11 protein-coding genes, 2 tRNA genes and 1 riboswitch are annotated in these 12,245 nt (G+C 69.4%); of the genes, 4 read left to right on the top strand and 9 right to left on the bottom strand.

The annotated features are described in order from the left end of the window. Window positions 1-175 precede the first annotated feature (175 nt). From AC1DUE_RS14300 to AC1DUE_RS14285, 4 genes are all read right to left on the bottom strand, one after another. Window positions 176-2,824: a family 78 glycoside hydrolase catalytic domain gene (locus tag AC1DUE_RS14300; protein WP_477040095.1), complete on the bottom strand. Its 2,649-nt coding sequence runs from the start codon at window positions 2,822-2,824 to the stop codon at window positions 176-178. Between the two features lie 3 nt (window positions 2,825-2,827). Beyond that, entirely contained in the window at window positions 2,828-3,712 is an 885-nt protein-coding gene (locus AC1DUE_RS14295; protein ID WP_477040094.1) for a carbohydrate ABC transporter permease, read from the bottom strand. A gap of 3 nt (window positions 3,713-3,715) precedes the next feature. Beyond that, window positions 3,716-4,600, bottom strand: a complete 885-nt coding sequence (locus tag AC1DUE_RS14290) for a carbohydrate ABC transporter permease (RefSeq protein ID WP_477040093.1) — start codon at window positions 4,598-4,600, stop codon at window positions 3,716-3,718. A 96-nt stretch (window positions 4,601-4,696) separates the two neighbouring features. Next, window positions 4,697-6,022, bottom strand: a complete 1,326-nt coding sequence (locus AC1DUE_RS14285) for an ABC transporter substrate-binding protein (protein WP_477040147.1) — start codon at window positions 6,020-6,022, stop codon at window positions 4,697-4,699. Between the two features lie 321 nt (window positions 6,023-6,343). Here AC1DUE_RS14285 and AC1DUE_RS14280 point away from each other — a divergent pair, with 321 nt between their 5' ends. Next, a complete protein-coding gene (locus tag AC1DUE_RS14280; RefSeq protein ID WP_477040092.1) occupies window positions 6,344-7,345 on the top strand; it encodes a LacI family DNA-binding transcriptional regulator in 1,002 nt (333 codons plus the stop codon). 140 nt (window positions 7,346-7,485) lie between these two features. Here AC1DUE_RS14280 and AC1DUE_RS14275 read toward each other — a convergent pair. The 3 genes from AC1DUE_RS14275 to AC1DUE_RS14265 form a co-directional block, all read right to left on the bottom strand. After that, window positions 7,486-7,561, bottom strand: a tRNA-Asn gene (locus tag AC1DUE_RS14275). Between the two features lie 45 nt (window positions 7,562-7,606). Then, entirely contained in the window at window positions 7,607-8,119 is a 513-nt protein-coding gene (locus AC1DUE_RS14270) for a hypothetical protein (protein WP_477040091.1), read from the bottom strand. Between the two features lie 23 nt (window positions 8,120-8,142). Beyond that, window positions 8,143-8,220, bottom strand: a tRNA-Ile gene (locus tag AC1DUE_RS14265). 98 nt (window positions 8,221-8,318) lie between these two features. Between AC1DUE_RS14265 and AC1DUE_RS14260 the strand changes: the two genes are divergently transcribed. The 3 genes from AC1DUE_RS14260 (at window position 8,319) to AC1DUE_RS14250 (ending at window position 10,300) form a co-directional block, all read left to right on the top strand. Then, window positions 8,319-8,711 (top strand): hypothetical protein, encoded by a 393-nt coding sequence (locus AC1DUE_RS14260; protein ID WP_477040090.1) that lies wholly within the window; start codon window positions 8,319-8,321, stop codon window positions 8,709-8,711. Window positions 8,712-8,800: 89 nt separating this feature from the next. Further along, complete coding sequence (locus AC1DUE_RS14255; protein WP_477040089.1) at window positions 8,801-9,607, top strand: DUF1206 domain-containing protein; 807 nt, start codon at window positions 8,801-8,803, stop codon at window positions 9,605-9,607. A gap of 386 nt (window positions 9,608-9,993) precedes the next feature. Continuing rightward, window positions 9,994-10,068, top strand: a riboswitch (cyclic di-GMP riboswitch). A gap of 16 nt (window positions 10,069-10,084) precedes the next feature. Then, on the top strand, window positions 10,085-10,300 hold the full coding sequence (locus AC1DUE_RS14250) for a BldC family transcriptional regulator (protein ID WP_477040088.1): 216 nt from the start codon (window positions 10,085-10,087) through the stop codon (window positions 10,298-10,300). An 88-nt stretch (window positions 10,301-10,388) separates the two neighbouring features. On the opposite strand, the gene AC1DUE_RS14245 is transcribed toward AC1DUE_RS14250, so the two are convergent. Then, complete coding sequence (locus AC1DUE_RS14245) at window positions 10,389-10,931, bottom strand: TetR/AcrR family transcriptional regulator (protein ID WP_477040087.1); 543 nt, start codon at window positions 10,929-10,931, stop codon at window positions 10,389-10,391. A gap of 29 nt (window positions 10,932-10,960) precedes the next feature. Continuing rightward, window positions 10,961-12,245: YhgE/Pip family protein (locus tag AC1DUE_RS14240; RefSeq protein ID WP_477040086.1), on the bottom strand; the 1,285-nt coding region annotated here is incomplete at its 5' end.

The following is a 12,245-nucleotide window of genomic DNA, read 5'->3' as shown; positions in this document are numbered from 1 at the left end:
TTGAGTTGAAGCGTTTCAAACAATGAAGTCGAAACTACTCAGAAGGCCACAATCTCGTCAAGCGGTGCAGATCTCTGGGCTGCGCAGATTTTGGTGTCGGCGCCCGTTTCGCAAGCGACAGGAGGGCAGGATGAAACGCTCCACCTCGGTCGGGTGGAGCGTCTCTCCGATGCGGTCAGGTGCTGATCAGATGGTCGAGCCCTGCCGTCAGCTCGTGGCGCCCGGACGTGACGTCGACGACGCCGGCTCTACCGAGATCGACGCGTGCCCGAGCGCCGACGGGGACCGTGACGGTGATGGCCACCTGGTCGCCCTCGATCTCCCAGCGGACATCGGCACGCCCGTAGGAGGTCTCCAGCCACGCCCGTGCCCAGTTCAGCCCGCCGCCGGGGCGAGGCGCCACCTCGAAGACGTCGCCTTCTGGTGAGGCCTGGCGCAGACCGGCGACCGTCCCGTGCAGCCACTCGGCGACGCTGCCGAGCGCATAGTGGTTGAACGAGGTCATGTCCCCGGGGTTGACGGTCCCGTCCGGGAGGATCGAGTCCCAGCGCTCCCACATCGTCGTCGCGCCCTGCCCGACCATGTAGAGCCACGACGGGCACTCTGTCTGCATGAGGAGGGCGTAGGCGCGATCGAGGTGCCCGGTGCTGGCGAGTGCGTCGAGCACGACCGGGGTTCCGACGAATCCGGTTGCCACGACGTCACCGCCCTCCTCGACGAGCCGGGCGAGCCGGTCGCCGGCGACCGCGCGGAACTCGGTCGGGATGAGGTCGAACGCGAGGGTGAGGGCGTATGCGGTGGGCGCATCGCTCGCGAGCTTGCCGTCTGCCTGCACGTAGCGGCGCACGAACGCCTCGCGTACCTCGTCCGCCAGGGCGCCGAATCGTTCCGCTTCTTGGCGGCGTCCCAATGCGTCGGCCATGCGAGAGAGCAGCCGCGCCGAGTGGGCGAAGTAGGCGCTCGCCACGAGGTAGCGGTCGGTGCGCGCACCGGCGGGGTCGTCTGGCGGAGCGGCGGGGTCGAGCCAGTCGCCCAGCTGGAAACCGTCGTCCCACAGCCTGTCGGGGCCGGCGAGTCGTTCGACGCACTCCACCCACGCGCGGGCCGAGTCGAACTGCCGGCGGAGCACGTCGAGGTCGCCGTACCGCTGGTACACGGTCCACGGCACGATGACGGCTGCGTCTCCCCAGGCGGCGCCCGGGCGAGGAGGTGACCACATCGGGTTGCCGTAGATCGTCGGCACGAACCACGGCACCGTTCCGTCGGGCAGCTGCTCGAGGGCCAGGTCTCGAAGCCACGACGACAGCAGACCGGCGCAGTCGTAGAGGAACGTCCCCGCTGGGCCGAACACCTGGATGTCACCGGTCCACCCGAGGCGTTCGTCGCGCTGGGGGCAGTCGGTCGGCAGTCCGACGAAGTTGCCCCTCATGCTCCACACGACGTTGTCGTGCAGGCGGTTGAGGCGGGTGTCCGACGAGGCGAAGCCTCCGGTGCGCCGCATGTCCGTGTGCAGGACCCGAGCAACGACGTCGCCACGCCGCAGCTCGCCCGGCCAGCCTTCGATCTCGACGTACCGGAACCCGTGGATCGTGAAGCGTGGTTCCCACTCCTGCGGCCCACCAGGGCCGAGCGTGTACTCGTCGACGGACTGCGCACCGCGCAGCGGTCGCACGTAGACGTCTCCGTCCTGGAGCACCTCGGCGTGACGGAGACGGATGAGCGTTCCCTCGGGGCCGTCGACCGTGATGCGGACCCGGCCGACCAGGTTCTGCCCGAAGTCGACCAGAGCGGTCCCGCGAGCCGTCCGCGTGATCGACTCGGGCTCGAGCTCCTGCGTGCACCTGATGGACGGACCCTCCGGGGCGACGAGCGTCGCCGGGTCCCGTTCGACCACGTCGACCGGCGACCACGTGCTGTCGTCGAATCCGGCCACCGACCATCCCGCGGGGTCGAGTCGTGCGTCATGCCTCTCGCCTTCGTAGAGGCCGGAGCTCAGGATCGGCCCTACGCCTGCCTGCCAGTCCGGTCCGGTTCCGATGACGCGTCGGGTGCCGTCGGCCAGTACCACCTCGAGCTGGGCGATCAGGGCGAGGCGGTCGCCGTAGATGTCGCGGCTGCCACCGTCGAAACCCAGACGTCCCCGGTACCACCCATCGCCCAGGAAGGCGCCGATCGCGTTCGGCCCGACCTTGAGCAGGTCGGTGACGTCGTACGTCGCGTACACGAGGCGGTGCGGGTACACGGTCCAGCCCGGGGCCAAGACCTCGTCGCCGACGCGGACGCCGTTGAGGTAGGGCTCGACGAGACCGTGCGCGGACGCGTACAGGCGCGCCGAGACTGGTCGCTCCGCGAGCTCGAACTCGTGTCGCAGGAGCGGTGGACGACGGAGGTCGGTGTCCTCGACCGGTCCGGCCGGCGTGACGGCTCGGGCGACCCAGTCTGCGGTCTCGAGGAGTCCGGCCTCGACCGCTGTGGGCGACGACCACGGCGACCGTCGGCCGCCCTCGTCCTGTACCCGGACGGCGATCAGGACCTGCTCCCGCGACCGCAACGACTCGAAGGGCCACTCGACGAGCCTCTGCGTCCCACTGCTCACCCAGCCCGAGCTGACGGCCGGCCGGCCGGCACCGCTCATGCGTACCTCGTAGGCCGAGGACTGCCAGCCGCTGGGCGCGCGCTCGATCGTCCACGAGATCCGCGGACGCGGTGCGCCGATACCGAGGGCGTCGGCGCGGTGCTCGACGACGGGCGCGCTGACGGCGATCTCGGGTGCGGGCATGTCGGGCTGGTCCGGCGGCAGGGCCGGCCTGGGTTCGGTGATCACTCCTCAGCCCTTGACCGCTCCGGCGGACAGGCCGCGCATGACTCGCTGGTTGAGGAAGATGTAGAGCACCAGGATGATCAGCATGTTGATGCAGATGGCGGCGAACGTCGGTCCGTAGTCGACGGCTCCGAACTGCCCGGTGAAGTTGAGCAGGCCGACCTGGACGGTGCGCAGGTTGTCCTGGGTGGTGAACGTCAGGGCGATGAGCAGGTCGTTCCAGAGGAAGAAGAACTGGACGAGGGCGATGGTGAACACCGCGTTGCGCATCATCGGGAAGCCGATCGACCAGAACGAGCGGACTGCGGACGCGCCGTCGAGGGTGGACGCCTCGAACACTTCGCGAGGTATCGAGCGGAAGTAGGTCGCCATCATGAACACGGTCAGCGGTAGGCCGATCGCTGTGTAGGTGATGATCAGCGGCCACAGCGTGCTGGTCAGGTGCAGCTTGAAGTACACCGTGAAGAGCGGGAGCAGGATCATCTGGCCGGGGATCATGATCCCGGCCAGGAACAGCAGCAGGACGCCCCCGCGACCACGGAAGACCATGACCTCGAGCGCGTACCCGGCGGCAGTGCCGAGCACGACGACGAGGGCGAGGGCCGGGAAGACGGCGAGCACCGAGTTCCGCAGGTAGAGCGCGATGCTCGACCAGGCCTCTGCGTAGTTGCTGAAGTTGGTGAAGCTCTCGGGGAGCGACCAGGTGGGGTCGTTGAGGAACTCGTCCTGCGTCTTGAAGGACCCGAGCAGGAGCCAGATCAGCGGGTACACCATCACGACCAGGAGGACCGTCACGCCGGCGTACAGCGGGATGCGGCGGAGGCGGCGGCGCGTCCGGCCGGGGTGGGCCGGTGCGGCGACGGACTTCGGTGTCTGCGTCAGGGTGGTCATGGCTCAGTCCTGGGTGATGTCGCGACGGTTCGCGCGGAAGATGAAGAGAGTGACGATCAGGCACAGGATCGTGAGCGCCAGCGCGATCGTTGAGCCGTAGCCGTAGTCGCCGTAGAAGAACGACGTCCGGTACATCAGCAGCGTCAGGGGAGTGGTCCCGCTGCCTGGGCCTCCGCCGGTCAGTGCGTAGATCGAGTCGAAGACCTTGAGGGTGCCGTTGATGCTGAAGATGATCGACGAGACCAGCACCGGCAGCGAGAGCGGCAGCACGATGCTGCGCACGAGCCGCCAGCCGGCAGCGCCGTCGAGGCGCGCGGACTCGAGCAGCTCGTCCGGCACGTCGACCAGCCCGGCGTAGAGCAGGACGGCGTAGAAGCCCATCGAGCGCCAGATGTCCATCAACGCGATCACCCAGAACGCGTGGCTCGCAGTCCCGAACCAGTCCACGGCGTTCAGCCCGACGGCTTCGAGCAGGGCGTTGACCGGCCCGGTCTGCGGCGCGAACTCGAAGAACTTCTGGAACAGCAGCGCGACGGCCACCGTCGGCAGGACGACGGGGAAGAACACGAGCGTGCGGATCGTGGCCGACGCCTTGCGCAGGAAGAAGATGTACAGCAGGGCCAGTCCGTAGCCCACGAGCACCTGCCCGATGGTGATCACCACGGCGTACTTCAGGGTGAACAAGAGCGCCTCGCGCGCGGCCGGATCCGTGAAGAGCTTCTGGAAGTTCTCCAGACCGACCCAGTCGAACCCCGTGACGACGCTGCCGCTGAAGAACGTGTATCCGAGCGACCAGATCATCGGCAGCAACATGACGAGCGAGTAGACGAGCAGTGCTGGCCCGAGCAGCAGCAGGATGGCGCGCTTGTCGCCGAGGACACGGTTCATGGCAGGAGCTGCCTCTCATCGTCGAGGGGTGTGAGACGGGCCGGTGCCGCAGGCACCGGCCCGCCTCGTTGGTCGTGCGCCGACACTCAGGGTGTGTCAGGAACCGAGGCTGGCCTGGACCTGGTTCATGAAGTCCTCACCGCTCAGCTGTCCCGAGCCGAGCAGACCGCCGTCGTTCTGGCTGGTCGTCGTCGCCTCTGGGCTGAAGTAGGCCTCGAACCACAGGATGCTCTCCTGGGTCTTGCCGATCTCGTCCTGGACGAGCTGGCTCAGCGGGGAGACCTCGACGTCGCCGTTGACCTTGAAGCCGGTCACCTGGCCGCTGTCGCGCAGGGCGACGGTGCCGTAGTTCGCGGCGATGCACTTGACCCAGTCCTGCGTCGCCGAGTCCTCGAAACCCTTCGTCGAGATCGCCACGGCCGTGCCGACGTTTGCGGGCATCTGCTCGGCCGAGCCCTTGCCGCCGTCGACGTCGGGGAAGTGCATGAAGCCGATGTTGTCGGCGCCGATCTTGTTCTGCTCGGGGTCGCTGAAGTTCGACACGGCCCACGAACCCATGTAGATGAACGCGGCGTCGCCCGTCAGGAACGTGTTGAGCGCCGTCGTGTAGTCGATCGACGTGGGGGACTCGCCGAAGTAGCCCTGCTTGCCGAGGTCCGCGATCGCGTCGGCGGCCTTGACGTATTCCGGGTCCGTGAGCTTGGCCTTGGCGTCTCGCACGTCCTGAAGCGCCGTCGGACCGAGGTCACGAGCGATGTAGTTTCCGACCCATCGGGTCACGCCCCAGCCGTCGCCACCCTTGCCCGCGTTCGAGATCGGCTGGACGCCGGCCGCCTTCAGCTTCGCGAACGCGTCGGTGAGCTCGGTCCACGTCGTCGGGACCTCGATGCCGTTGTCGGCGAGGAGCTTCTTGTTGTACCAGATGCCCTCGATGTTCAGCTCCGTGGGCAGGACGAGCTGCTTGCCGTCGTACAGGTTCTCGATGACCGACGATGCCGCAGGCAGGACGTCGTCCGAGATGCCGAGCTGGTCGAGTGCGTCGCCGGCGTCCTGGAGGGTCCCCTGCTCGGCCAGCTGCGCGTTGAGCGACGGAGCGTTGGCGCTGATGAACAGAGACGGCAGCGCGTCCTGGCCAGCGAGCAGCTGCAGCTGCTGGTCAAGGGTCGACTGCGCCTGCTTGGTGATCTTCAGGGGCTGCGCCGCGTCCTGCGCCTTGCACTCGTCCTTGCTCAGCGTGGTCAGCGTGGTCGGGATGGTCTCGTTCTCGTTGATGGCGAGGAACGACAGGTCGGCGGCTGACTTCCCGGACCCGCCCGACGACGATGCGCTGGACCCTGAGTCCGAGCCACTACATGCGGCGAGCGCGAGGGTTGCGCTCACACCGACGACGCCCACCAGCAGCGTGCGCCGGCGCTTCAGCATCGAGTTCACAGTTCCTCCTTGAATTGCGAAGTATGGATTGAAGCGTTTCAAAACGTAGACCTCCGGTCCGCGTCGGTCAACCGGCGTTGCCAAACTGTGATTTGACCAGGTTCGATGGCCGAAGGGTCCCGGAAGCAGTGCGCAGGGTCCGGTCTAGGGTTGGCTCGATTCAACGAGTGCCACGGAAGCGGCGCTGCATCCGGCTCGCCGCCTGGGACAGACCGCTACTCTCGTCTCGCCATCGATCACTGGACCACGAAGGAGCCATCGGTGCCTCCCCGAGAACCGACGAACCGTCCAGCCGCGAGGTCACGACCGAGCGTGGACGATGTCGCGTCCCTCGCTGGGGTGTCGCTCGGGACGGTCTCCAACGTCCTCAACCACCCGGACAAGGTCGCGGCCGCCACGCGAGAGCGGGTCGAGCGCGCCATGGTGATGCTGGGGTACGTCCCCAACACGGCCGCCCGGTCCTTGAAGTTCGGATCGACGCGGTCGATCGGACTCATCGTCTCGGACCTGAGCAACTCACTGTTCGTCGACATCGCACGCGGCGCGGAGAACGGTGCCGAGCAAGGCGGTCTGACGCTCCTGATCGCCAACAGCGACGCACGGATCGAACGGGAGTCGAACTATCTGGCCATGTTCGCCCAGTCCCGGGTCACCGGCGTACTGATGACTCTGAACGACGCGGCACACTTCGCCGCGGTCGCGCGGCGCGCGCCGGCCGGGATCCCGCTCGTTCTCCTCAACTTCAGCGCCCCGTCGTCGCAGTACTGCAGCGTCGACGTGGACAACGCTCTCGGTGGCTACATCGCGACCAAGCACCTGATCGAGACGGGCCGTCGCAGGCTGGCGTTCGTCGGTGGTCCCTACGAGCTCCAGCCCGTCGTCGACCGTGGCAAGGGGTTCCACCGTGCCGTCGGCGAGCACCCGGACGTCACCTCCGAGGTGATCACGCCCGAATGGATCAACCGCTCCGACGGCTGGTCCGTGGGCGTGCACCTCGCGTCCCGCGTCGCAGCCGGCGAGATCGACGGGATCTTCGCCGCCTCCGACCTCCTCGCGGCCGGCATCGTGCAGGCGCTGTCCGTCTCGGCGGGCGTCCGTGTTCCTGAGGATGTCGCGATCGTGGGCTACGACAACAACCAGGCCGCATGGGACAGCCCGATCCCGATATCCACCGTCGCGCAGCCCGGCGACGAGGTGGGGCGCCTCGGTGCCACCCTCCTGCAGGAAGAGGCCGCACACGGCGACGGACCGCACGAGCACTCGACGATCGTCCTGCCGCCGAAGCTGATCGTGCGTCAGAGCTCTCGGGCCTGACCCGGCGCACTTCGCCTGCAGGCAGCCCGCGGTGCCGTGACGTGTGCGCACCTGGAGCGGTCTGGCGCGCGCACGCGGGTCGCACCACGACGACATGAGAAAGGCCCCCGCCGCGTTTCGCTGGTCAGGGGCCCGTCTGCTGGCTCCCTCGACTGGACTCGAACCAGTAACCGTCCGATTAACAGTCGGATGCTCTGCCAATTGAGCTACGAGGGATCGTGCGGGGAAAACTGTAGCAGCCGTCGGAGGGTGCTCCCGCACTCAGCGGGGGAGCCCGACGGCGTCACGGACCTCGTCCTCGGCGGCGTCCACGACGGCCGCGACGGCCGGGTCGGAGAGGTCGACGGAGCCCTCGCCGAGCACCTGCGTGAACAGCTCGCCGTCCTCGCCGCGGCGCAGCGCGACCCGGATCCGCTGGCCGTCGGGGAGGGTCGCGGCGACCGCGTGGACGACCGACTGCTGTACCCGTTCGCGGAACGTCTGGGCGAACGCGGTGGACCCGGGGGCGTCGGTGAAGAGGAACCGGCTCGTGCGACCCCAGACCCAGCGGACGCTCAAGGTCCGGGTGGTGGGGTCCATCGCGCCGTGGTCGACGTCCGACCACGGGTGGCGGACGGCCTCCTGCCCCGCGTCGAGCACGTGCAGGGCGAGGCGGGTGGCCACGACCCAGCGGTCGTCGACCAGCTCGGTACTGACCAGGACGGCGTCGCCGGGTCGCAGCTCGAGGCGCGAGCGCACGGTGTCAGGGAGTCGTCGACGGGAGAACAGGGCCACGGCAGAAACCTACCCGCGTGGCGTGGTGCCCCAGGTCGGGCTTGAACCGACGACCTCTCAGATTATGAGTCTGGCGCTCTGACCGGCTGAGCTACTGGGGCATCGGAACAGTACCGAAGGTGCACTCCGCGGGGTGAACACGTTGCTGCGTCGGAGGGAACGGCGTCGACGCGCGTACCGCCGGGTACGCAACGGGTCGATGAACGTCAGGAGCGCCCGGATCGGGTGCGACGCCTGGAAGGAGCACAACGACGTGCGCTACGGATTCGACATCTACCGGAAGACCGCCGACCCGGTCCAGGAGCCGGCGAGCCCCTGGGGCTGGACCCCACGACGCGGTGAGGTCTGCACGGGGGAGCACGTGGTGCAGGAGCACGACAACACGCTGACGTACATCGGGGCCGACGAGGACCTGGCGGCCGCGTTCGCCCGCGGCTCCCGCCTGTCGCAGGTAGCCCTGCTCCGCCCCGACCTCGTCTTCTACCCCTCCGGCTACGACGGCTGCTCGCCGGACGCGACCATGTTCGTCCCGACGCAGCGGCGCGGGCTCTTCGGGCGCACCCGGGGCATGGTCGGCAGCCGCCCGGCGTAGGTCGCCCGCTCCGGTCGCCGCCCGGCGTGGTCGCTGGGATCATCGGCGCCGAGGACGCCACCCCCGGCGGTCCACGAGGGAGTGTTGTCATGGCGACGACGAGCGGGACACAGAACGCCCAGCGGGGCTGGGAGGCCGCGGCGCGAGGCGGCTATGTCGTCAGCGGCGTGCTGCACGTGCTCATCGGTCTGCTCGCGCTGCGCGTGGCGTTCGGCTCGGGCGGCGAGCAGGCGGACCAGTCCGGAGCCCTCGCGGCGATCGCCTCGACCCCGTTCGGCGGCGTGGTGCTGTGGTTCAGCGTGCTGGCGTTCGTCGCGCTCGGTGTGTGGCAGCTTGCCAAGGCGATCGGCAAGGGCGCGCCGGGCCGTTCGACCGCGACCGCGAGCGGGGGCGACCGGGCCAAGGCCGCGGGCCGGGCGATCGTGTACCTCGCCCTGGCGTTCACCGCGTTGTCGTTCGCTCGCGGGGGAGGGTCCGACAGCTCGGCGCAGACGCAGGACCTCACCGCGAAGCTGATGTCCGCGCCGGGCGGCCGGCTGCTCGTGGGAGCCGTGGGCGTCGCCGTGATCGCGGTCGCCGGCTACCACGTCTACAAGGGCGCCACGAAGAAGTTCCTCGACGACCTGCGCGGCCTCCCACCCGCGCCGGCCGACTCGGTGGCTCGGCGCCTGGGCGTCCTCGGCTACGTGGGCAAGGGCATCGCGCTCGCGGTCGTCGGGGTGCTGTTCGTCGTCGCCGCGGCCACCGCGGACCCGTCGAAGTCGACCGGGCTCGACGGTGCGATGCACACCCTGCGCGGCCATCCGGCCGGCGTGGTGCTGCTCGTGGTGGTCGCCGCCGGCCTCGTCGCGTACGGCGTCTACTCCTTCGTCAGGGCCCGGTACGGCCGCATCTAGGCCCGCGGCGCCCGTCGTCTCTACGGCAAACGGGTGAAATGCGCCACATGTTGGGAAGTCTGCCCAGGTCTGTCCCTTCTGTCCCTCGGACCGGTTTGACGGGCCCGGTCAGGACCGCCCCGGCGGGTCACTGTGACGAAACGGACACCGCCTGGTTTGCTTCGACCGGCGACATAACTCCTGGTCAGGGCCGCTTCACCGGTGGCCTCGAGGTTCGCGCTCTCACCGGGGACCGCGGGTCGGCCGATGCCACAGGTCCGGTCCCGAGGGAAGGTGAACATGGCCGTCCGCCCGGTTTTGGAGGGTTTGAATCACCCGTTTGCCCGCGAAACGGCCTGGTCAGCCTGTTGCACACGTGTCCAGAACCGGGCATAGTTCCCCTTGTCAGCGACAAACGGCAAACCCGCTGCAAGGCGGGGACGCAAAGCCACGGGGCCCACGAGGCCAGCCGAGCTACCGAACGACAGGAGAACGATCATGGCTGTTACCACCATCGAAGCCCCCCTCTCGCAGGGCGCCCTTCTCACCCCCGGTGAGGTTGCGGTCCTCTTCCGCGTCGACCCCAAGACGGTCACGCGCTGGGCCCAGGCCGGCAAGCTCTCGGCGGTTCGGACCCTGGGCGGCCACCGCCGCTTCCACGAGTCCGAGGTCCGCTCGCTCCTCACGGGTGTCCCCACCCAGCGCGGCGAGTGATCTCGACCCACACTGACGTCCCTCGGGACGACGCAGGAAGCCCGCCGGAGACGGCGGGCTTCTTGCATTTCCGGGGACGGATCGCGATCTAGACGACCGTGGCGAGGATCGCCGCACGGACCTCGGCGAGCGTGCGGTGCGGCTGGAACACCAGCCACTCGAGGCCGCCGAGGAGAGTTGCGCCGAAGAGGGCTGCGGCCGCGAGCAGCGCGTTGCGCTCGGGCCAGGCCTCCGCGACGACGTCGGCGAAGGTGCCGATCGACTCGTCGCGCAGGTGCCGGATGGAGTCCTGCCAGCTGCGCCCGGTCCGGAACGACTCCGCCGCCATCAGCTTGGCGAAGTCGGGGTGCGCCTGGATCTGGGTGAGCAGCTCGGTCACGAGCGCCTCGAGCGCCTCGCGGCCGTGCAGCCCGTGCGATGACGACCGCAACGCCTCGGTGAGCCGTCCGACCCCCTGGCTGATGATCGACTCGAAGAGCCCGGCCTTGGAGCCGAAGTTGTAGAAGATGCTGCCCTTGGCCACTCCGGCCGCCGCGGCGATGTCGTCGACGGACGTGGCGGCGAAGCCACGCTCCGCGACCAGCGCGAGCGCTGCGTCGACGATCTGTTCCTTCGTGTCCCCTGCTCGCATTGCCGCAGCCTGTCAGATCGCTCGGGCACTCATATGCTCAACGCCGGGTGAAGCCGGGCAACTGTCCAGGTCCGCATCCGTCCGGCCTTCCAGGCGGTGACGGCCAACGACGCCAGCAGCACGGCGACCAGGTAACCGACGGCCACCCAGAGGCGGGCGTCGGGCGTGCCCGTCACGAGGTCGCGCAGACCCTGCACCGCGTAGGTCATCGGCAGCAGCGGGTGCAGCACCTGGAAGAACGTGGGCGTGGTCTGCACCGGGTAGGTGCCGCTCGCCGAGGTGATCTGGAGCATGAGCAGCGCGATCGTCGCGACCCTGCCCGCGGCGGTCCCGAGGACGGCGATCAGCATCTGCTGGACCGCGAGGAACGTCGCCGCGACGAGCACGAGGAACAGGGCGGCTCCCACGGGGTGTCCGATGCTCAGGCCGAGTCCGAACCCGACGACCCCGAGCAGGAAGAGCACCTGACCTGCACCGATAGCCAGGGCCGGCAGGTAGCCGGCGATCGCGACACGCCAGCCGGACGCGGGGGTCGCCAGAGCCCGGGTCGGCAGCGGTCGGAGCAGCATCCACGTGATGATCCCGCCGACGAACAGCGCCATGGGCAGGAACATCGGGGCGAAGCCCTCGCCGAGACTGTCGGCGGTCGCCAGGTCGGTGGTCGCGAGCGCCACCGGGCTCGCGATGGTGCTGGCGCGTGCGGTCCGCAGGTCCGACGAGTCGTCCGGGATCTTGGCGGCGCCGTCGGTCAGCCCGTCCGCGAGCTGCTGCGCGCCGTCGCCGACCTGGGTGGTGCCGGACGCCACCCGGGAGGCGCCGTCGGCGAGCGTCGCCGTGCCCGCGGCCAGCGACGCGGCCCCGTCTGCGGCGTCCGACGCGCCGTCCGCGACCTGGGACGCCCCAGCGGCGAGCGAGCCCGCTCCCGTGGACAGGGTCTGCGCGCTGCCGGCGAGCGTCCCGAGGCCGCCGTTCAGGGCGGCCGCTCCCGACGCGACCTGCGCCGCGCCCGTGTCGAGCTGGCGCAGCTGGTCCGAAGCACCGGACACGTCCGCGGCGCCGAGGGCCGCGAGCAGCGCGGCCGCGTCGGGGTCGCCCGTCGCGGCGCGTGCGGACAGATAGGCGCCGACCTGAGACAGCCCCGAAGTCACGGCCGCGACCTGACCGACGGTCGCGTGCACCCCGTCGGCGACCTGCCGCGCACCCGCCGCGACAGCCGCGCTCGACGTGCTCGCGGTCTGGGCACCGGTGGCGAGCCGTCCGGCACCGTCGGCCAACGACGCGCTGCCGTCGGCGACCTGGGCCGACCCGGTGCGC

Source organism: Cellulomonas sp. P4_A2, from assembly GCF_056402515.1.
The sequence above is the reverse complement of the archived record's forward strand: the minus strand, read 5'-3'. Positions and strand labels throughout refer to the sequence as shown.